Source organism: Devosia yakushimensis (genome assembly GCF_030159855.1).
Lineage (GTDB): Bacteria > Pseudomonadota > Alphaproteobacteria > Rhizobiales > Devosiaceae > Devosia > Devosia yakushimensis.
In genome coordinates this window covers 680,050-700,159 of sequence record NZ_BSNG01000001.1, presented here as the reverse complement: position 1 = coordinate 700,159, position 20,110 = coordinate 680,050, and the positions used below count along the sequence as shown (strand labels likewise).

The window sequence follows — 20,110 nt, the reverse complement described above, 5'->3', positions numbered from 1 at the left end:
ATCCCGTCAGGCCCGGCAGCCGAGTGCCAAATGTCGGACGCCGCCCCCGCGGACATTGGCGCGCCCACCAGCGCGCTTGCCAGCGCGACAAGCAGTATTCCGCCCCGCATCACTTGCCCGAGCGCTTGATCGACTTGATCTGCAGCGGCGGCAGGCCGGACTTCTCCGAAATCGCCCGATCCTGTTCCATGATGGCGGCGCGGGCCGGCTCATCGCCATCGAGGCCCCCGAGCAGGCTCGCATCCACCTTGCGGTTGGAGCGCTGGCTGCCGTCCTCATAGACGATATCGAACATCACAAATTCACTGCGCGCCGTTGGTTTTTTGGCCATGATCTATACTCCTGAATGCGAACGCGCGGCCTGCGCCGGAGGCGGGCCGCCCGTTGCCGAGACTTAGTGTGAAGAAGGCGCCTAGCTGAAAATGCGCTCGCCCTGCTCGTCGATGATTTGCCGGCCCTTGTTGAAGGCCAATGCCACCAGATCATCCTTGGAACTCATACGGTCGGCCCGAACAAAGCGATAAGTCTTGAGTTCACCGCCAATGCTCTTTTCGATGATCCCGGCCAGCTGCAATTCGCTGCCCGCACGCATCTCGATGGCCTTGATCAGGAAGTCCTTATAGCCTTCCTCGCCCAGCACCTTGTCGCCGGCAGGGGCGCTCTCGCTATTGCCACCACCGAAAAGCTTCTTGAGAAACGACATATTGGGCTCCCTATTCTTGTTTTAACGTCGGCGCCGGATCGGCAAGGGCAAAATCAGTTCGCCGCGCTTTTCCATTTCCTCGCGCAGCCAACCCGGCGAAATATCGAAATGGTTCGGCCAGGTCGGCACACCATTGGCCAGCTCAACCGTGGCAAAGAAGCGCCGGTCGCGCAACGGTTCAGTCCCCTCGCCCCGCTCCCCGATCATCGGCGCCGCATCGAATGTGCCGCTCGACCCATCGGAGAACGTCACCACCAGCTTGAACGGCACGATGGTGCGGATAGCGGTGACCTTGAGGCGAGGAATAGACAACTATTCGGCCGCCACCGACGTGGTGAGCAGGCCGGCTTCATGCAACTCCAGATGCAAATTCGTCGCGTCGATTTCATAGCCGTTCGGCCAGGCCGGTACAGTGTGATGCAAAGTGACACGCGAAAAGAATGCTTCGTCCTTGAGCGGCTCAACCATTTCGCCACCCTGGGCTAGAATATCGGCAAAGTCCCGCACGCCTTCCCGACCATTGGAAAACCGCAACCAGAGTTTAAAGCCTGGCAGCGGCTTGAGAGCAACGACGTCAACATACTCAATCATCTTCGTCAGCTCCCTGCACAGGCCAAAGCGGCACGTGTAGTCTAGCGCGCTCCCAGTTATCCAGCAATTCCTGCCGGTGCCGTATGGTCCAGGCGCGCAAATCGCGCTTGGCGCCGGCCGGCAGCTTCCCTTGCAGAAGCTCGGCGGTCTCTATCGCAATCACCGCCCGATATTGCTGGTAGCTCACATGATAATGAGGCGGCGGATGATCCCGCCAAAACATCTCAATGACCATGCCGTAGAAGATCGCAATCGTCGGCATGGTCTGGGGTGAGCCCTAATTATCCAGGAAGCTGCGCAGCTTGCGGCTCCGGCTGGGGTGCTTGAGCTTGCGCAGCGCCTTTGCCTCGATCTGGCGAATGCGTTCGCGGGTCACCGAGAACTGCTGGCCCACTTCTTCGAGCGTGTGATCGGTGTTCATGCCGATGCCGAAGCGCATGCGCAGCACGCGTTCCTCGCGCGGCGTCAGCGACGCCAGCACGCGGGTCGTGGTCTCGCGCAGATTGGACTGGATCGCCGCATCGATCGGCTGGATCGCATTCACGTCCTGGATGAAATCACCGAGGTTTGAATCTTCCTCGTCGCCGATCGGCGTTTCGAGCGAGATCGGCTCCTTGGCGATCTTGAGCACCTTGCGCACCTTGTCCAAAGGCATCTGCAGCTTTTCGCTGAGTTCCTCGGGCGTCGGCTCGCGGCCGATTTCATGCAGCATCTGGCGGCTGGTCCGCACGATCTTGTTGATCGTTTCGATCATATGCACCGGAATACGGATGGTGCGCGCCTGATCGGCGATCGAGCGGGTGATCGCCTGGCGAATCCACCAGGTCGCATAGGTCGAGAACTTGTAGCCGCGGCGATATTCGAACTTATCGACGGCCTTCATCAGGCCGATATTGCCTTCCTGGATCAGGTCGAGGAACTGCAGCCCGCGATTGGTGTACTTTTTGGCAATCGAGATCACCAGGCGCAGGTTGGCCTCAACCATTTCCTTCTTGGCGATGGCAGCTTCGCGTTCGCCCTTTTGCACCTTGTGCACGATGCGGCGGTATTCGCCGATATTGAGGCCCGCTTCGGTCGCCAGCGTCGCCACATCGCCACGGATTTCGTGGATGGTATCGGCTTCGCGCTTGGCAAATTCCGCCCAGCCCTTGCCCTCGAAACTGGCAAGGTCAGCTTCCCAGGCCGGGTTCACTTCCTGGCCGTAATAGCTTTCAAGGAACTTGTCGCGCTTGACGCCATAGCTTTCGGCCAGGCGCAGCAGGCGCCCTTCCAGCTTCACCAGGCGCTTGTTGATGTCGTAAAGCTGCTCGACCAGGTTTTCGATACGGCCGGCATTGAGCGACAGCGACTTGACGTCGGCAATCACTTCGCCACGGAAGCCCTCGATCTGCTTGCGGTCGGCATCGGACACGGTGGCGCTGCGGTCTTCTGCATGCCGGTCCTGGATTTCGCGCATCTGCCCATAGGCATTGGCGATGCGATCGAACGTCTCCACCACCTGCGGCTTGAGTTCGGCTTCCATGGCCGACAGCGACAGGGCGTTTTCGAATTCGTCGTCTTCTTCTTCGACCGGGTCCTGCGGGGCCTGCGGCTCCTCGGGCACGTAATCGTCGTCTTCGTCAGACGAAGCGCGCTTGGGCGCCGGTGCCGGCTTGGGCTTTTCGGCAACGGCTTCCGGCTTGGGCGCCTGATAGGCCTGCGACATATCGGGCGCCGCCTGCTTGGCGTCGGGGCCGGCATAGGTGGCTTCCAGGTCGATAATGTCGCGCAGCAGGATTTCGCCCTGTGCAAGCTGTTCGCGCCAGATGATGATGGCCTGGAACGTCAGCGGGCTCTCGCACAGGCCCTCGATCATGGTCTCGCGACCTGCCTCGATGCGCTTGGCAATGGCGATTTCGCCTTCGCGGCTGAGCAATTCCACCGAACCCATCTCGCGCAGATACATGCGCACCGGGTCATCGGTCCGGTCGGAACCGGCCTTGGTGTTGGACGTGGTGGAAACGGCCGTGCCGGTCGAGGCGGCCACTTCCTGGCCCTGGTCTTCCTCGTCCTTTTCGACTTCGGTCTCTTCGACCTCGTCTTCATCCACGACATTGATGCCCATGTCCGAGAACATGGACATGAAGTCCTCGATCTGCTCGGAGGACACTTCCTCCGACGGCATCACCGCGTTCAGTTCTTCATAGGTGACATAGCCGCGCTTCTTGGCGACTTTGATCAGTTTCTTTACGGCGGCATCGGAAAGGTCGAGTAGCGGGCTGTCGTTCGTCGCCTCGGGGGCGCCGGCTTCCGGCTTCTCGGTTTCCTTGGTGGTCTTGGTAGCTGCCTTGGTGGCCATCTGGTACTCCGTCGGGACCCGTCAGCGCCCGGGTTCCGCTAAGGCTTTAAGTGGTGACACCTCAAGGCAAGGTAAAGGTTTGGTAACCCAAGCGTTAACATTCGCCTGGGCGCCCCGGCCCGCACCGATAATTTCGCGTAGTGCCATACGCAAAATCGCGCAAACTCGCTGGTTTTCAGAGGTGCCCCCTAAAAACTGCGTGTCGCGCGTCCCGATAACGAGCCAAATCCTTCGATCAATGCCTCTGTGCCATCGACAGTTGTAATCTGGTTCTTGATGTCCCGCAGCCTTTCAAAGGTTTCTTCGCTCGGGTCTTCGCCCAGCGCCGCTTCGGCTGCCTTGAGTTCCCTATTTAGCTGAACTTTCTTGTTATGCAAGGCCAGCGCGTGACTCAATCCGATCTCGGTGTCGGGTTGCGCGATCTCCGAAGAGATTTGCCACACCCCCTGGGCGCGCAATAATTCACCCATCCGATCCAGCGCAGGTCCATGGCCGCGCACGCCTAATGCCGATCGGAGGTCCGCAGAGGAAATGTCGTGATGGCGCACAACGAGGTTCAAAATCTCGCTCATCACTTTTTGCGCAGCGGGCGTTTCGAAGTCCAGCGCCGCCAGAATTTCGAACTTGTCGTCCACCAGTGCCGGATGATTGACGAGGCTCAGGATGATCGCCGCTTCCCGCGGCGTCGCGTCCGGCCCGGCGCCCGGCTTCAGCAGCCGCGAATTGCGCAGAGTGTCCGATACGACCAGCCGCGGCGTGCCCCGGCCGGGATAGCCATAGGCTCCGCTTTGCCCATAGCCCCGTCCCTGGCCAAAGGTCGGCCGCCCGCCGCGCGGCTCGAACCGCCCCTGCCGCGCCGGTGCGAAAAAGGCCTTGAGCTTTTCGTCGAACGCCTGGGCATAATGGAACCGCACCGAACTGTCCTGGATCGAATTGGACCGCTCGCGCAGCCGCGCCTGCAAAGCCGCACGTTCCTCGGGCGCCTCTGGCACGAGGCCACCCGTTTCCATGCTCCAGATCACGTCCGAGAGACTCCGTGCCCGGTCGATCACATCGGCAAAAGCCTGCCGTCCCTGCGCCTTGATCAGATCGTCGGGATCCAGCCCCTCGGGCAGCGTCGCGATCTTGACCGTCTGCCCGGGCTTGAGATGCGGCATGACGATATCGGCAGCCCGTTCCGCGGCCTTGAGCCCTGCCTTGTCGCCGTCAAAGCACAGCACAGGCACATCGCTCATGCGCCACAGCAATTGCAGATGTTCCTCGGTCAGCGCCGTGCCGAGCGGCGCCACCGTGCCCTCGAACCCGGCCGCCACCGCCGCGATCACATCGAGATAGCCCTCGACCACGATCACCGTCTTGCCATCGCGTGCCGCCTGCCGCGCCATTTGCCCGTTATAAAGCGTCTGCCGCTTGTGGAAGAGTTCGGTCTCAGGCGAATTCAGGTATTTTGCCGGCACGTCAACGGACAGCGCCCGCCCGCCAAACGCGATCACCCGCCCCCGAAAATCCATGATCGGGAACATCACGCGATTGCGGAACCGGTCATAGGGCAGCGGGTCGTCGTCCCGCGTCGCCACCAGTCCGGTATCGATCATGTCCTGCGCCGAAACCCCGTTCTGCGCCAGATGCTCCTTGAGCCCATTGCGGCTGTCGGGGGCAAAGCCGATGCGGAACCGCGTCTGGCTCTGGGCCGAAACCCCGCGTTCGAGCAGATACCCCCGCGCCCGCGCCCCGATATTGTGCACCAGGGCTGCTTCGAAATATTTCGTCGCCAGCTCCATCACGTCGATGAGGCTCTTGCGCTCGGCCTCCCGCTTCTCCGCCCGCTCGTCGCGCGCCGGCATCGGCACCCCAGCCATCCCGGCCAGCTTTTCCACCGCCTCGGGAAAGCTCATCCCGGCCTTTTCGGTCAGAAACCGGAAATGGTCGCCCGAAACGCCACAGCCAAAGCAATGATAAATCCCGCGCCGGTCATCGGCATGAAAACTGGGGCTTTTCTCGCCGTGGAACGGGCAACAAGCCCACATGTCCCCCTTGCCCGGCTGGCTTTTGCGCTTGTCCCACATGACATGCTCGCCCACCACCTGCGTAATCGGCAGGCGTTGGCGGATCTCATCGAGGAACTGATCGGAAAAGCGCATATAAGCTAGATAGGCGCTTGGCCGCGCCAAGTCACCAGCATCACGCTGGCTTATCCCCGCTGTCTAATAGCCACGCATCACCAGCCGGACGCTCCTGCCGTTTTGCACGCTGACCCGCTCCAGAATGGGAACCTGTCTAAACGAGAACTTGCTTGGCAGATGGATCATCGCCACGACGTAATAATCTCCGTCCGCCACCCGATCAAAACTGAACGAGCCGCCGGAGCTGGCAATCGTCTTGCGCATATACTGCTCATAAAGCGGGTCGGCGTCGGGCATCTGCACACCCCCGAGCACCCGGTTCCGATCCCCATAAATCGCCGCGATTCGCTCGTCGGCATAGGCGGTCCGCGGAATGAGGAACACATCCGTCCCCACCGCGCGCAGCAGCTTGCCGCTGTTCTGGCGAATAAACGCCTGCCCGCTGACCTTGGCACGCCCGCTGGCATTGATGAATGCGGCCGCCTGAGCATCGAACGAAGCGGTCAACACCACCGGCGCGCGCGCCGCGACACAGCCGGAAACGGCCATCATGACAACGAGAATGGCCGCCAGACGGACCAAGACACGACGCCAACCCAATCCAGCCATAACCGCCCATCGCCCCCGCCAATGTTCACGTTATGTACTCATGACGCATCCACAGAGTCAAGCGGGCCTCATTGAGAAACGACCCGGCGCATGGGATGTTCGGCAGGCATTCGCCGGCCCCGACGCATGGGGACCAGCCACTTTCCGCAGCCGGGTCCATACATGCCGTCCACCAACAAATTTCCGCTTCGCCTTTTCCTGCTGCTCACCGCCGCCCCGGCGGTCGTGATTGGCGGCCTGCTCTGGTACCTGTCGGGCCTGCTGCCCTCCTGCGAAACCACCCAGCACGCGCGCCTGCCCTCGCCGGACAATGCGTTCGATCTCGTCATCTTCTCGCGCGATTGCGGCGCCACCACAGGCTTCAATACCCAGGCCGCACTGATCCCCGGCGGCGACACGCTGCCTGACGACGCCGCAAGCTTTCTCTCGATCGGCGTCACCGCCGATCTGGCGCCCCGCTGGGATGGCCCGGCGCGGATCGAGCTAACCATCCCTACCGGAACCGAGATCTATCGCCAGGACGAAACCGTCGCCGGCATCGCCGTGATCTATTACTGAGCTGGCAACCGCGAGCCACCGGCTCTCGTTGAGCGGGCATGACTGACACGATCGTTGAAACAATCGTCAAGCCGCTGCCCAAGAACTATCGCCGCCGCTGGCGCCGCGTCCTCTGGCGCACCATCAAGTCCATGACGCAGATGGACACTTCCATGCGCTGCGCCGGCGTCGCCTATTTCGGCTTCCTGTCGCTATTTCCTGCTGTCGCCACGCTGGTGTTGCTGATCGGGCTCTTTGCCCGGCCGACCTTCCTCGCAAATCTCGTCGACAGGCTGGAAGGCCTTATTCCTGACGTCGCGCTGCAGCTGCTGGCCAGCCAATTGGTTGCGCTCCTCCAACAGCCGCGGGCGGGGCTTGGCCTCGGCCTATTGGTCTCGTTCAGTATTGCGATCTGGAGCGGATCGCGTGGCGTGGCCGCATTGATGTTCGCTACATCCCGCACCCGCGCCGAGCCGGAAAAACGCGGCCTGGTGGCGACAATCGCTATCTCCATAGCCACGACGCTGCTGGCGGGCATTGCCATGATCGCCGTGCTGACGCTCGTGGCTATCGTGCCGGCCTATCTTGGCGTGTTGCCATGGCTGGGGACCAACCAGATGCTGCTACTATTGCTGCGCTGGCCGGTCCTGCTGGTCCTCGGCATCCTGTCCATCGCCGCCTTCTATCGCTTCGCCCCCGACCGCCGGGCCAAGCGCGCGCGCTGGATCTGGCCCGGCGCAACGATCGCCACCCTGCTCTGGCTCGCCGTCTGCGCGATCTTCTCGTTCTATGTCGAGCGCATCGGCAATTTCGAGGCCAGCTTCGGATCGCTGGCCACCGCCATCGTGCTTTTGCTGTGGATGTACAATTCGGCGCTCATCGTCGTGCTCGGCGCCACCATCAACGCCGAGCTGGAACGCGAGACCCTGGCCGAGCGGGCGCTGGCCCGCTAGGCCGCCTTGCTGCGCTGATAGAGCCGCCAGGCCCAGCCGAACAGGCCGAACGAGAAGAAGATCAGCAATATCCCGCCCAGGATCACCCCGATCGAGGCGCTGAGCAGCGGAAAGAACAGGAAGACCAGCCCGAGCAGCACATAGGACACCCCGGAGAGCACCACCGGCCAGATCCGCGCATAAAGCTCGCGCTCCCGCGTCACCACCACGATCTGCATCACGCCCACCACAAGCGCGGCAATGCCCACCAGCGTCGACATGAAGGTCACGGTCAGGATCGTCGCGATCAGCGGACTGATCAGGATGAGGATGCCCAGGATCAGTGACAGCGCATTGGCAATCACGTCGAACCAGTAATTGCCGCTCTTGCCACCGCCAAAAGTCAGGCTCCACAGCCCCAGTGCCCCATCGACGATCAGCAGAATGCCGCCCGCCAGCACCAGCACGGTCAGCGCCTGCGCCGGCCAGATGATCCCATAGAGCCCCGCCAGCAGCATGAACACGCCGCGCAGCGCCGTGGCAAAGGCAAACCGTCTTTTCGTATCAGCCGAAACCGTCATTCCAACCTCCAAAACCGGCGGACTCGCCCGCCTTGTCCCCGAGGAAGTCTAGCGCGATCATCGGTTTACGGCCAGCGCCGATCACCGTGTCATTCGAGCAGGCGCGCCTCCATCGGCGCATCCTGCCGGTAACCGGCGAAATAGTGCCCGCCATGCCGGGCCAGCTCCATATCCGTCAGCGCCAGCAACGGCCCGCTATCTCCGGCAAATGCCCGGCTGAAGGCGCTGTCGAAGGTCGCGGCCAGCTTGCTGTCCAATCGCGCCAGCAGGCGCGGCGCCCACTTGCCATTGCCCGTCCATGTGCCTCGCCCCAGCAGCATCAAATCGGCCAATTCCTGGTAGAGCCGGGCGGCAATCGCACAGATCTCCGCCGCCGGCCGGTCACCGCGCAAATCGTCGGCAAGATCGCTCACCAGATACCGCATCCGCTCATAGCTGGGCCCTGCCAGCGGCTGCGGCCCACGCGCCAGCAGCTCGGCCGCCTTCGTCTGAATGGCCCGCGCCAGCTCGTCCGCAGTGCCGATGATCCGCCCCGTCGCTACTGTGTGCGCCATGATCGGGCGGCCACCCCGGGCATCCTGATCGAAATAATAGGCCAGCGTCTGCGGGTCATGCACAAAGGCCTCGACCGGAAACCCCTCCTCCATGAACGATTCCCGCCACGCCCTCTCGAGGCGGGCAAACACCACGACAAGGTCGATGTCGGATGCCGCGGTCCCCTCCCCGCGCATGATCGAGCCTGATACGAAAGCCAGGGCCGCGCCGTCGAAACGGCTCGCCAGGGATTTGCGGGCCGCAACAAGGGCACGCTCGGCAATGCTGCTTGGGTCATTCTGGGCCATGGTGGCATCCTCAAACATGCGGATACGCCCGGGCCACAAAAAACCCCGCTCGTATCCGGCGGGGTTGGTTCGACATTCTATGAACAGATTGCGTTCATGCGCCGCCCAGCCACCGCAAACGGGTGGTGGTGGAAGCGGTTGAGCTGAGTGCAATCCTGTTCATGCGCGAGAAGCTACCGCGCCGCGGCCGCACCGTCAATTTCCGTCCGTCCTGCGACAAAAACTAAACCTCCCCCGGCAAATTGTTGATTGCCCGCCGGCCGCTCCTGTGGTTTCTCGCCTGCTCAATCGAGGCCCGCCACGGCGGTTTGCGTTCATGTCCCTGCCCCTTATCGCCCTGTTCCTTGCCGCATTCGCGTTCGGCACGGCTGAATTCGTCATCGCCGGCGTCTTGCCCGAGGTGGCCGACGGGCTCGGCATCTCGGTCCCCATCGCCGGCTACCTGATCACCGGCTACGCCATCGGCATTGCCGTGGGCGGGCCGCTACTGGCCGTCGCCACCAAGAAGCTTCCGCGCAAAACCCTTATTCTCATCCTGGGCACGGTGTTCACGCTCGGCCAGGCCCTTTGCGCCATCGCGCCCAGTTTCGAGCTCCTGATGGCCGCCCGCGTGCTGGTCGCTGTCGTCCACGGCACCTATTTCGGCATTGCCGCCATAGTCGCGGTCAGCCTGGTTCCCGAAGACCGGCGCGGCTTTGCCGTGGCCCTGATCCTCTCCGGCCTCACGGTCTCCAATATTCTGGGCGTTCCCGGCGGCACGGCCATAGGCAATGCGTTCGGCTGGCGCGCCACCTTCTGGGCGGTGGGAGCCCTGGGCCTCATCGCCACCCTTGGCGCCGCGCTGTTCCTGCCCGCAACCGCCGGCAATGCCGCCACCGGGGGCAGCTTCATGCGCGAGTTCAAGGCGCTGGGCCGCCAGCAGATCGTCAGCTCCCTGCTGATCGTCATCCTGGCGATGATTGGCCAATATAGCCTGTTCACCTATATCGCCCCGCTGCTGCGCGAGGTCACCGGGCTCGATCAGGCGGTCGTGCCCTGGGTGCTGCTGCTCTACGGCGTCGGCTCCACCATCGGCGTCTTTGTCGGCGGACGTCTCGCCGATTGGAAACTGATGCCGTCGCTCATCGTCATTCTGGCGCTGCAGGCCATCATGTTCACCACGCTCTACTTTGTCAGCCCTTTCGCTCTGGCCATGGCCATTGCCGTTGTGGCCTGGGGCGGGGTGAATTTCGCCTTCGGCTCGCCGGTTCAGTCGCGCGTGCTCGCCTGGGCGGCGGATGCGCCGAACCTGGCCTCGGCCCTCATTCCCACCGGTTTCAACATCGGCATCGCCATCGCCGCCATACTAGGCTCCACCCTGCTCGAAAATGGCTTCGGCTATCAGAACCTGCCACTGATCGGCACCGGTGCGCTGCTCCTGGCAGTGCTGGTTGCCGTTTTCTCCTACACTTGGGAACTTCGCGCCGGTACGACTCCGCCGGTCCCGGCCGGAGCTTCGGCCTAGCAAGACCTCGGAGAATATCAATGCGGGAACGTATGGCGGCCTTATGCTTCGGCCTTGCCGTGGTAAGTTCGCCAGTCGCCGCACAGCAGTCCGGCGGCTGGGTGGAAGAGAAATGCCGCATCTATGAAGCGGCCTGGGCGCAGGCCCTGGAAACCCACGGCAGCGGGCAGATGAACTATGCCTTCATAGCAGGCAATGAGAACTTTATTGCCGGCGGCTGCACCGGTCCGTCCGACATATGCCCACGCTCCAGCCAGGAACTCGACGTGGCAAACGCGCTGACGCTCGCCATGATGAATGCAGGCGCCGCAAGCACATTTCTGCCCTTCAAGTGCCCTGCGCAGCCATCGGCTGCCGGCGGCTGGTCGGGTCCCGGACTATAGCGCCGCCGATTTGTCATGATGCTGGCCAACCATGCCGGCGTCCATGCTCCCCGAGGCAACAATGAAACAAGCATTCCCTTTGCTGGGCCTGGTGCTCTTTGCGCCTCTTCTCACGCCGTCGCAGACGGCCGCGGGTCCGGCCCCCGATTCGATACTCTGCTGGTCGCAGCTCGAACTCCTGATGTCGCGGCAAAAGTTAACCGAGGACGAGGCCGCAATTTACCAGGCGCAATGCACTTGTCTGGAACAGAAAGAGCGCGGCAATCAGCCACAAGGCGAAATGTCCTGCACAACTGCCCGACATCAAAATGGCCATCAGGGATAACCTGTTGGTGACTATACATTAATCCCCCACCGCCATAGTCGCGCCAAATCCGCTAGGATGGACTTGGACGTTTCGGGGCGCGTCGATGATACTCGATCAGATTTCATTCCTGACGGCCATCGGCTTTTCCAGCGCGGCGCTCACTGTCACGCTGCTGGTGAGCTGGATGGTCTCGCGCAAGGACAGCTATTTGCTGAGCTGGTCCATCGGCATGGCTTTGGTCGTCGCCGGCGTCATTGCCTATAGCATGCTCGACCAATACGTGCCCGCCGTGCAGTTCATGTCCTTTGCTTTGCTGATGGCCGGCTTCACCTTCATTTATGGTGGTGCAGTGCAGTTTCGCACCGGCACCGTGTCTATTCCCAAAGTATTCTCCCTGGGTTCGGCCACGATAGGGCTGACCAGCAGCATCTTCGCCCTGGGCTATTCGGGCATTGCCACGGCCGCCGCCAATTTCGGCATCGCCCAATTGCTGGGCCTGTCTGCCTTTGAATATTGGGCCGGCCGCAAGGAAGCCGCGCTTCCTCTCACGCTGACCGTCGCGCTCTACGCGCTCACCGCCCTGTCCTTCGTGCTGTGCGGGCTGGTCCTGCTGATCGATGGCCAATATGTGCTCACCGCGCGCCCGGAAAACTGGGCGGAAGACATCAACAGCATCATGGCCATTGTCGGCCTCACCGGCATTGGCGCCCTCTCGCTGACGCTCAACCACTCGCGGGCGGCCCGGCAGCACCGCAGCGAGGCGATGACCGATGCGCTGACGGGCCTGCTCAACCGCCGTGCCCTTTTCGACGCGCACGGCTCCGGCCGGCTGGCACCCGGCACCGCGATCATCATGTTCGATCTCGATCACTTCAAGGATATCAACGACCGCCTGGGCCACGCCGTGGGCGATTGCGTATTGCAGGATTTCGCCGGATTGATCCGCGACGGCATCCGCCCCGCCGATGCCGCGGCACGGCTGGGCGGCGAAGAGTTCTGCGTTGTCCTGACCCATCTCCCGCAACGCTCGGCAGCGGCAGTCGCCGAACGGATCAGGGCCGCGCAGGAACTGGCCGGCATCGCCATCTCCTCCACCGTCAGCGCCGGCGTCGCCATCAGCGGGGTCGACGGCGACAGCTTCGAAGCCCTGCTGCGCGACGCTGATGAAGCCCTCTACAAAGCCAAATCCAACGGCCGCAACCGCGTACACGCACCGGGTCCGAGGCTGGTGGCATAAGGCCCCCTCATCCCTCCGGGCACCTTCTCCCACAAGGGGAGAAGGGAGGCTCGGTGCTAGGTCAAACTCGGAGCCAACCCTCGCCCCTTGTGGGAGAGGGACAGATCATTCTTCGTCCAGAAGAATGATCAGGGTGAGGGGTGCGATGCCTCCGCAAACACCAGCCTCAACCCCACCACAACGTCAGTGAAAGTTGCGGTCTCGGGAGGCCCCCTAAGCGCTCAACGCCGCCTTCACCTTTCCACTGGCCCGGCCAAAATCGATCCGCCCCGGATAATCCACCTTCAACTGCGCGATAACCTTGCCCATGTCCTTTGGCCCCTCCGCGCCGGTCGAGGCGATCGCCGCCTGGATGGCTGCATCGACCTCCCCTTCGCTCAGCGCCTTGGGCAGGAACTCGTTGAGAATATCGATCTCTTCCTTTTCCACCGTGGCCAGGTCCGCGCGCCCAGCCTGCGCATAAATGGCAAAGCTCTCCTCACGCTGCTTCACCATCTTCTGAACGATGGCCAGAATCTCTTCATTCGTCGCGGGCCCGCGATTCTCGGGCCGGATGGCGATATCCTTGTCCTTGATCGCCGCATTGATAGCCCGAAGCGTCGCCGTCCGCCGCAAATCCCGCGCCTTGAGCGCCGTCTTGAGCCCTTCGCTGATCTCGTCGCGCATGGGTTTTCATCCTCTTGCTATGCATTTTTCGTGGCCCATATAGGCACAATAAGCGTCGCGCGCCACTTGCGCTGGCGGCCATGGGCTTCTAATACGAGGCCTCAATCGACATCATTCAGCGCGGTCCGGAGAAGTTGCCCAACTTTGCCGGTTGTTCCGCGCGACCACGAAACTTACCTTGGAGGCCCACCGTGACCGGCTGGCAGCAATCCCCCGCGACCGCCCTTTTGATCCTTGCGGACGGCACGCGCCTGGAAGGCCGCGGCATTGGCGCGATCGGCCATGCGGCCGGCGAAGTCTGCTTCAACACCGCCATGACGGGCTATCAGGAAGTGCTGACCGATCCTTCCTATGCGGGCCAGATCATCACCTTCACCTTCCCCCATATCGGCAATGTCGGCACCAATGACGAAGACATCGAGACGGTGAACATGGCCGCTCTCAGCGGCGTCCGCGGCGTCGTGCTCAAGGCCGACATCACCAACCCGTCCAATTACCGCGCAGCCGAAAAGCTCGATGCCTGGCTCAAGAAGCGCAACATCATCGGCATTACCGGCATCGACACCCGCGCCCTGACCGCTCAGATCCGCGAGCATGGAATGCCCAATGGCGTCATCGCCCATTCCGATGTCGGCTATTTCGACGAGCCCTCGATCCTGGCCGAACTCAAGGCCTTCCCCGGCCTTGAAGGGCTCGACCTCGCCAAGGAAGTCACCACCGCCCAGACCTATCACTGGGACCAGACCGGCTGGAAATGGAACGAGGGCTACGGCAAGCTCGACAAGCCCGATTTTCACGTCGTCGCCATCGATTACGGCGCCAAGCGCAATATCCTGCGGTGCCTCGCCGATCAGGGCGCTCGCGTCACCGTGGTCCCGGCGACCGCTACGGCGGCCGACGTGCTCTCGCACAATCCCGATGGCATTTTCCTCTCCAACGGCCCCGGCGATCCGGCCGCGACCGGCAAATATGCCGTTCCCACCATCCAGAAGCTGATGGAAACCGGCAAGCCGGTCTTCGGCATCTGCCTTGGCCATCAGCTGCTCGGCCTGGCCCTGGGCGGCACCACGTCCAAGATGCATCAGGGCCACCATGGCGCCAATCACCCGGTCAAGGACCTGACCACCGGCAAGGTCGAGATCACCTCGATGAACCATGGCTTTGCCGTGGATAAGGAAAGCCTGCCCAGCGGCGTCACCGAGACCCATATCTCGCTGTTCGACGGCTCCAATGCCGGCCTCAGCGTCGATGGCAAGCCCATTTTCTCGGTGCAATATCACCCCGAAGCCAGCCCCGGCCCGCGCGACAGCCACTATCTCTTCACGCGCTTCCTCAACCATGTCCGCGCCCAGAAGGGCATGGAACAGCGCCCGGAATACGTCGCTCCCGCCGCCTGAACCATGGCCATTGCGCTGCTCTCAGCCAAGGATCGCCCAGACCTCGTCGACGCCGCCGAGGCCATGGGTGGTTCCTTGTGGCCGCAATGGCTGACGACGGCTGCGCAGCGCTCCTATTGGTCCGCGCTCTACCAACCGAACCTCGCCGCATTCCAGACCATTGCCGTGGACGACACCAGCGGCGAAATCGTGGGCCTCGCCAATAGCGTGCCCTTTTGGCGCGGCGACGCCTTGCCCAATACGGGCTGGGATTGGGTCCTCGAACACGGCGTGCTGGCGGCGCGCTCCGGCAGCGCCACCAATGCGCTTTCGGCCTTGGCCGCAGCCGTGCTTCCCAGCCAGCGCGGCACCGGCCTGGCGCAACGCCTGCTAGAGGCCATGAAGCCTCCGGCCCGTGCTGCGGGCCTGACCAGTATGGTGGCGCCGGTCCGCCCGACCCTGAAGGCGCTCTATCCCCTGCAGGATTTTGCCACCTATTGCGCCTGGCGGCGTGATGACGGCACCCCGTTCGACCCCTGGCTGCGCACCCATGAGGCCATGGGCGCCCATGTGATCGGCCCCGCCATGGCATCCCAGACTATCACCGGCACACTCGCCCAGTGGCAGCACTGGACTGGCCTCAAATTCCCGGCCAGCGGGCGCTACGCCATTCCTGGCGCCCTTGCCCCGCTCGACATCGATCTGGCCGCCGATCTCGGTATCTGCCTCGAGCCCAATCTCTGGATGGAACATCCGCTCTAGCATCGGCGCAAAAGGGTCTGGAACACCAGGCCGAATTCCCCCAGACTGCCGCCCGATACGACATACGGAGCATCCCATGCGCGCCGCTCGTTTTGCGACCTTTGGCGGTCCTGAAGTCCTCTCCATTGACGAGATCGCCACGCCCGAGCCCGCCGCGGGCGAGGTGCGTGTGCGCATCAGGGCCGCAGCGATCCAGCCCTTCGATCGCCGCGCCCGCATCGGCGACATTCCCCTGCCGCCCGGCATGAGCCTGCCGCTCACCACCGGCAATGAATTTGCCGGCGTGGTCGATGCCCTGGGCGAGGGCACCACCGGCTTTGCCATTGGCGACCGCGTCGCCGGCCGCCGCACCTTTGGCGCGGTTGCCGACTATATCGCCGTCGCCGCCACCGACATTGCCCTCATCCCCGCCGAGCTCAGCTTTGCCGAAGCCGCCACCATGGGCGGCACCGCACAGACGGCCGATGCCGTCATGGACGCGCTCGCCATCGGCCCCGGCGATATTTTCCTGATCAATGGCGCAGCCGGCGGCGTCGGCTCCTTCGCCGGCCAGCTCGCCCGCCTGCGCGGCGCCACGGTCATCGGCACCGCCAGCCCCGCCAATCAGGATTATCTGCGCTCACTTGGCATGATCGCCCTGCCCTATGGCGAAGGCCTCGCCCAACGCCTGGCCGCAGCCGCCCCCAATGGCGTCACCGCCGTGCTCGACTGCGCAGGTGGCGAGGCGCTCGATCTCTCCATGACGCTGGGCGCACCCCTCGACCGCATCACCTCGATTGCCGATCCCCGCGCCAAGGCCCTGGGCATTCGCGGCATCGAGGGCACACGCAGCGGCGCCCGCGTCGCCAAGCTCTTCGCCCTGGCCGCCAGCGGCCAGCTCAAACCCCAGGTCCGCCGCACCTATCCCATGGACCAGATCGTCGCCGCCCATAACGAGCTCGAAACCGGCCACGGCCACGGCAAGATCGTCATCGAGATCAGCCCCTAGACATTCCCCGAGAACGTATCGCAATCGCTCGGATTACCCGACTGATAGCCGCGCTCGAACCAGGTCTTGCGCTGCGCCGATGTGCCGTGGTTGAACGTCTTGGGCACGGCAAAGCCCTGCATGCGCTTTTGCAGCGTATCGTCGCCGATTTGGTCGGCCGCGTTCAGCGCTTCCTCGAAATCGCCCTGCTCCACGATATTCTGCTGGCCGGCATAATTCGCCCACACCCCGGCATAGCAATCGGCCTGCAATTCGATGCGGATCGAATAGGCATTGGCGTCGGTTTCGCTCATCGCCTGGCGGCGGCGATTGAACTCGGGCAGCACGCCGGTAATGTTCTGGATGTGGTGCCCCACTTCATGGGCCAGCACATAGGCCTGGGCAAAGTCGCCCGGCGCGCCAAACTGGTCGCGCAATTGGTCATAGAAACTGAGGTCGATATAGACCTTCTGGTCCCCCGGGCAATAGAACGGCCCGGTCCGCGCATCGGCGCCGCCACAGGCCGTATTGACCTGGCCCGTAAACAGCACCACCGCCGGCGCCGGATAGCGCTCGCCCGATGCCGCGAACACCTCGGTCCACAAATCCTCGGTTTCCTTCACCACCACGCCGACGAAGTCGCGCAGATCGTCTTCCTGCCCGCTTGTCGGCAGTGACGACGAGGAAGGCGCCGCCGATTGCGTCTGCGGGCTCGCCCCGCCCGTCAGCATGTCGAGCGGGTTCTGCCCCGTGGCAAACCAGATAATCCCCAGAATGACGATGACGCCGATCACCCCGCCAATACCGCCGCCCGAGCGCCCGCCGGTCGGAATCCGAATACCGCCGCCACCGCGTCCGAACGGGCTACCGCCAAGGCCGCCCATCCCGCCGCCGATCTGCCCGCGCCGATCCTCGATATTGGAGCTCTGCTGCCTGCCGCGCCACTTCATGGAATAATCCTCATGCCCATCACTCTTGCCGCCCGGACATAAGCCATAACGCGCCTTACCGGTTCCGCGCCAGAGCTAAGGAGATTTGGGGACGTTTCGAATGGAGTGGCGGGCCGACAGTCTACTTATGCAACGGGCAGCGTCAGTCACGGCGAGCCAACGCTGCTCCAGACATTCAGTATCGCTAGGCGGCGTGTGCGCGAAGCTTCCGGACAAACTCGGCGATCGCCAGCCCGACTTCGTCCGGACTGGTCTCCTGGACGTAATGGGCGCCTTTGACGGTGGCCTCCGTCTGATTTGGCCAGCTTTGGGCAAAATCGAGCAGCCGGTCCCTGAGCAAGTACCCCGGATCGGCGTTGATGAGCAGCTTGGGGATCGAGCTTTCGGCGAGCCACGTTGAATATGCCTCGACAATTGCAGCAGTATTCTCGGGGTATCCACCAACCGGCAGATCGAACGAAATCATGGGGCGACGGTCCTCGCCAGGCACGAGGAAGGGCTTTCGGTAGTGCGCCTGTTCGATTGCCGAGAACTCACGCGCGCCGAGCAGGAATCCTTCGAGGAATCCGAGATCCTGAAGACTTGCTTCCATGGTTTCCGGTGTCGCACTGCGGAGCGCTTCCTGGACGTAAACCGGAAAATCGGTGACCCGCAGCGGCATGACTATGGATTCCATATAGGCGATGCCCTGAACGCGTCCACGGTTCTGGTTCGCCCAATCGAAACCGAACATGGACCCGGTGTCGTGCAGGACCAGGATCACGTTGTCGCCCAGATCGAGCTGGTCCCAAAGTCCATGCAGATATTTGCGCTGCTCTTCGAATGAGTACCTAGACCGGCCGAGCGAAGCACCGAGCTTCTCGGAATCGCCCATCCCCATGAAGTCCGCAGCGATCAATCGGCCCATATTCTTGAGGTGGGGCATGACATTGCGCCACAGATAGGACGACGTGGGGTTGCCATGCTGGAAGACGATGGCGGGCCCTTGGCCCTCATCGATATAGGCCATGCGATGGCCATGGATGTCCTTGTATTTCTTTTCGGCGAAAGGTTGTTCAGATGTCCTGGATTGGATTTCGGTCATTTTGCAACTCCATTTTTGATTAGGCGAGGAAAGGCTGGGCCTTTGAGGCTCAGCGGCATGACTCACAGCCCGTACGGGGACGGGATTGCGCGAACTGCGTTCTGGGTGAGGAAGGATGCCGCAAGGAAAAAAAGCCCCAACGCGGCGGGAAGAGCGCCAATCGGTTTCTTCGTTCCAAGATGGGCGAGCGCGGAAATTAGCAGATGGTAGAAAACGCCGGCATATGCCAGGTCGCTCAAGCCCACGTTGAAGCGAGACACGATCGCCAAAGGGGCAAGAATCTTGATGACGATCAGGAACGGAATGAGGTTCGTGGCCGAATAACCCAGATCAGACTGGGCCTTTTTTACTGCCTCCGGCTTGGCGATGTAGAATGCGGCCGACGAAAGGTACAGCAGTGTAAGCAGGGCCGTACTGGCCCAGTAGGTATAAAAAAGCATCTCTCACCTTTTTTAGATTTATCCTGCCAGGGACCCCAAAGGGTGCTTGGCGGATTTTGTTTCTTTGGCGAGAAATGGCGTGCTATTTTAATTTTCACAAGTAGGATGAATTGGAGCATGCAGGTATGGAAAAACATACTACGGACGCTGGCGCCATCAACATGCACGACGAAATGCGCCGGGCTTTCGGCCTGTTATCTGGGAAGTGGAAGCTCGAGATCATGTGGCTTCTACATCAAAGGGTGTTCCGCTTTGGCGAGTTACGCAAAGCCATTCCGGGAATAACACAGCATATGCTGACCGTGCAGCTCCGCGAGCTCGAGGCGGATGGCCTTGTCTTGCGTACCATTTTTCCCGAGGTCCCGCTCCGCGTCGAATATGAAATAACCGCAAAAGCCCGCGGTTTAACGCCAACGCTTGAAGCATTGATGGCTTGGTGGCAAGAGTTTGGGGACACCCTGCCGGCTCGTCCGGAGGGACGCGGGCGTAAGGCGAATATTACAAAGAAAACAGCGAGATAGCCTAAGTTGGACTGCGATTTTTGTTGCCAGGCGGGAAGCGTTTGGTTTCGTCGATAGGCGACTGACTGAAGATTGCTGTTTGTGCGTAGATGCCGGCTCCAAAAAACTTATCCCCGCCCCAAAACCCCATGCCATCATGCCCCTATTCCCGCCAGTTACGCGGTCCCGACGCAGGGCCGGGTGGGGAGGCCGTGGGAGAGGGGCGCCTTTCCAGTGGGGTTGGAAACTCGGCAGCCGGACCTGCAATAATGGTACCGCCTGAACCGGACCTTGCGCAAAAGCGGATCGTGACGGGCGGCCTTTGGCTCCCCTAGACTATACTGGCTCGAGTCAAAGGCCGCCCGTTACCGTATAACCGCGACGCCTCAGGGCCGGGCGGAAATTTCGGCTGTCCGGCGTTTAGATACTGGGGTCGGCCGCCGACCTCCAGGCACCCCCAAAAAATTCCGCTGCTCACCCCACTGTCATAAATTGACCAACCGGTCAAAACTTCCTAGCTTGGCCGCTGCGCTGTCATGGCAACGTCACCTGCCAGCGGCATGAGCATGGTTGCCGGCAGCGCCGGTCCGCAATTCGCCGGAGCCGCTCCGGCCGCCCGGGAGCGGAGGCCCCCGAGCTCAGTTCCAGTTCATCAGTGAACGCCCAAGGGAGACGATC

At 62.4% G+C, this 20,110-nt stretch carries 24 protein-coding genes; 10 read left to right on the top strand and 14 right to left on the bottom strand.

Annotated elements, in window-relative coordinates:
- Positions 1-109: 109 nt before the first annotated feature.
- From QQL79_RS03320 to QQL79_RS03285, 8 genes are all read right to left on the bottom strand, one after another.
- Positions 110-331 carry a hypothetical protein gene (locus tag QQL79_RS03320; RefSeq protein ID WP_284387894.1) on the bottom strand — a complete coding sequence of 74 codons (222 nt, stop codon included), beginning with the start codon at positions 329-331 and terminating at the stop codon, positions 110-112.
- An 81-nt stretch (positions 332-412) separates the two neighbouring features.
- Positions 413-703, bottom strand: coding sequence for an HlyU family transcriptional regulator (locus tag QQL79_RS03315; protein ID WP_284387893.1), 291 nt, complete (start codon positions 701-703; stop codon positions 413-415).
- Between the two features lie 21 nt (positions 704-724).
- Positions 725-1,015: a DUF2442 domain-containing protein gene (locus QQL79_RS03310; protein ID WP_284387892.1), complete on the bottom strand. Its 291-nt coding sequence runs from the start codon at positions 1,013-1,015 to the stop codon at positions 725-727.
- Positions 1,016-1,294, bottom strand: a complete 279-nt coding sequence (locus tag QQL79_RS03305) for a DUF2442 domain-containing protein (RefSeq protein ID WP_284387891.1) — start codon at positions 1,292-1,294, stop codon at positions 1,016-1,018.
- Complete coding sequence (locus QQL79_RS03300) at positions 1,287-1,556, bottom strand: DUF4160 domain-containing protein (RefSeq protein ID WP_284387890.1); 270 nt, start codon at positions 1,554-1,556, stop codon at positions 1,287-1,289. Before QQL79_RS03300 ends, QQL79_RS03305 begins: the two co-directional genes overlap by 8 nt.
- Positions 1,557-1,571: 15 nt before the next feature.
- Positions 1,572-3,632, bottom strand: coding sequence for an RNA polymerase sigma factor RpoD (gene rpoD / locus QQL79_RS03295; RefSeq protein WP_284387888.1), 2,061 nt, complete (start codon positions 3,630-3,632; stop codon positions 1,572-1,574).
- Between the two features lie 188 nt (positions 3,633-3,820).
- The gene (dnaG, locus tag QQL79_RS03290; protein ID WP_284392806.1) at positions 3,821-5,773 is read right to left on the bottom strand and encodes a DNA primase; all 1,953 of its coding nucleotides are present in this window, start codon (positions 5,771-5,773) and stop codon (positions 3,821-3,823) included.
- Positions 5,774-5,836: 63 nt separating this feature from the next.
- On the bottom strand, positions 5,837-6,337 hold the full coding sequence (locus QQL79_RS03285) for a carboxypeptidase regulatory-like domain-containing protein (RefSeq protein ID WP_284387887.1): 501 nt from the start codon (positions 6,335-6,337) through the stop codon (positions 5,837-5,839).
- 189 nt (positions 6,338-6,526) lie between these two features.
- On the opposite strand from QQL79_RS03285, the gene QQL79_RS03280 reads away from it, so the two are divergent.
- Both QQL79_RS03280 and QQL79_RS03275 read left to right on the top strand, forming a co-directional pair.
- Positions 6,527-6,922, top strand: a complete 396-nt coding sequence (locus QQL79_RS03280) for a hypothetical protein (protein ID WP_284387886.1) — start codon at positions 6,527-6,529, stop codon at positions 6,920-6,922.
- A 38-nt stretch (positions 6,923-6,960) separates the two neighbouring features.
- On the top strand, positions 6,961-7,854 hold the full coding sequence (locus QQL79_RS03275; protein WP_284387885.1) for a YihY/virulence factor BrkB family protein: 894 nt from the start codon (positions 6,961-6,963) through the stop codon (positions 7,852-7,854).
- Here QQL79_RS03275 and QQL79_RS03270 read toward each other — a convergent pair.
- Positions 7,851-8,414 carry a DUF308 domain-containing protein gene (locus tag QQL79_RS03270; protein ID WP_284387884.1) on the bottom strand — a complete coding sequence of 188 codons (564 nt, stop codon included), beginning with the start codon at positions 8,412-8,414 and terminating at the stop codon, positions 7,851-7,853. The genes QQL79_RS03275 and QQL79_RS03270 overlap by 4 nt on opposite strands.
- 89 nt (positions 8,415-8,503) lie before the next feature.
- Positions 8,504-9,256 (bottom strand): nucleotidyltransferase domain-containing protein, encoded by a 753-nt coding sequence (locus QQL79_RS03265; RefSeq protein WP_284387882.1) that lies wholly within the window; start codon positions 9,254-9,256, stop codon positions 8,504-8,506.
- A 316-nt stretch (positions 9,257-9,572) separates the two neighbouring features.
- Between QQL79_RS03265 and QQL79_RS03260 the strand changes: the two genes are divergently transcribed.
- The 4 genes from QQL79_RS03260 (at position 9,573) to QQL79_RS03245 (ending at position 12,687) form a co-directional block, all read left to right on the top strand.
- Positions 9,573-10,760 carry an MFS transporter gene (locus QQL79_RS03260; protein WP_284387880.1) on the top strand — a complete coding sequence of 396 codons (1,188 nt, stop codon included), beginning with the start codon at positions 9,573-9,575 and terminating at the stop codon, positions 10,758-10,760.
- Positions 10,761-10,780: 20 nt separating this feature from the next.
- Positions 10,781-11,143 carry a hypothetical protein gene (locus QQL79_RS03255; RefSeq protein ID WP_284387878.1) on the top strand — a complete coding sequence of 121 codons (363 nt, stop codon included), beginning with the start codon at positions 10,781-10,783 and terminating at the stop codon, positions 11,141-11,143.
- A 61-nt stretch (positions 11,144-11,204) separates the two neighbouring features.
- Positions 11,205-11,468: a hypothetical protein gene (locus QQL79_RS03250; protein ID WP_284387876.1), complete on the top strand. Its 264-nt coding sequence runs from the start codon at positions 11,205-11,207 to the stop codon at positions 11,466-11,468.
- 85 nt (positions 11,469-11,553) lie between these two features.
- Positions 11,554-12,687: a GGDEF domain-containing protein gene (locus QQL79_RS03245; RefSeq protein ID WP_284387874.1), complete on the top strand. Its 1,134-nt coding sequence runs from the start codon at positions 11,554-11,556 to the stop codon at positions 12,685-12,687.
- A 213-nt stretch (positions 12,688-12,900) separates the two neighbouring features.
- Here QQL79_RS03245 and QQL79_RS03240 read toward each other — a convergent pair whose 3' ends face one another.
- The gene (locus QQL79_RS03240) at positions 12,901-13,353 is read right to left on the bottom strand and encodes a GatB/YqeY domain-containing protein (RefSeq protein WP_284387872.1); all 453 of its coding nucleotides are present in this window, start codon (positions 13,351-13,353) and stop codon (positions 12,901-12,903) included.
- A 191-nt stretch (positions 13,354-13,544) separates the two neighbouring features.
- On the opposite strand from QQL79_RS03240, the gene carA reads away from it, so the two are divergent.
- The 3 genes from carA to QQL79_RS03225 all read left to right on the top strand — a co-directional run bounded on the left by carA (position 13,545) and on the right by QQL79_RS03225 (position 16,479).
- Positions 13,545-14,750 (top strand): glutamine-hydrolyzing carbamoyl-phosphate synthase small subunit, encoded by a 1,206-nt coding sequence (carA, locus tag QQL79_RS03235; protein WP_284387870.1) that lies wholly within the window; start codon positions 13,545-13,547, stop codon positions 14,748-14,750.
- Between the two features lie 3 nt (positions 14,751-14,753).
- Positions 14,754-15,491, top strand: a complete 738-nt coding sequence (locus QQL79_RS03230) for a GNAT family N-acetyltransferase (protein ID WP_284387867.1) — start codon at positions 14,754-14,756, stop codon at positions 15,489-15,491.
- A gap of 76 nt (positions 15,492-15,567) precedes the next feature.
- A complete protein-coding gene (locus tag QQL79_RS03225) occupies positions 15,568-16,479 on the top strand; it encodes an NADP-dependent oxidoreductase (protein WP_284387865.1) in 912 nt (303 codons plus the stop codon).
- On the opposite strand, the gene ypfJ is transcribed toward QQL79_RS03225, so the two are convergent.
- From ypfJ to QQL79_RS03210, 3 genes are all read right to left on the bottom strand, one after another.
- A complete protein-coding gene (gene ypfJ / locus QQL79_RS03220) occupies positions 16,476-17,408 on the bottom strand; it encodes a KPN_02809 family neutral zinc metallopeptidase (protein ID WP_284387863.1) in 933 nt (310 codons plus the stop codon). The two genes, QQL79_RS03225 and ypfJ, sit on opposite strands and share 4 nt — an antisense overlap.
- A gap of 184 nt (positions 17,409-17,592) precedes the next feature.
- A complete protein-coding gene (locus QQL79_RS03215; protein ID WP_284387860.1) occupies positions 17,593-18,492 on the bottom strand; it encodes a haloalkane dehalogenase in 900 nt (299 codons plus the stop codon).
- 62 nt (positions 18,493-18,554) lie between these two features.
- Positions 18,555-18,932 carry a DoxX family protein gene (locus QQL79_RS03210; protein WP_284387858.1) on the bottom strand — a complete coding sequence of 126 codons (378 nt, stop codon included), beginning with the start codon at positions 18,930-18,932 and terminating at the stop codon, positions 18,555-18,557.
- 125 nt (positions 18,933-19,057) lie between these two features.
- On the opposite strand from QQL79_RS03210, the gene QQL79_RS03205 reads away from it, so the two are divergent.
- Positions 19,058-19,453 (top strand): winged helix-turn-helix transcriptional regulator, encoded by a 396-nt coding sequence (locus tag QQL79_RS03205; protein WP_284387856.1) that lies wholly within the window; start codon positions 19,058-19,060, stop codon positions 19,451-19,453.
- Positions 19,454-20,110 lie beyond the last annotated feature (657 nt).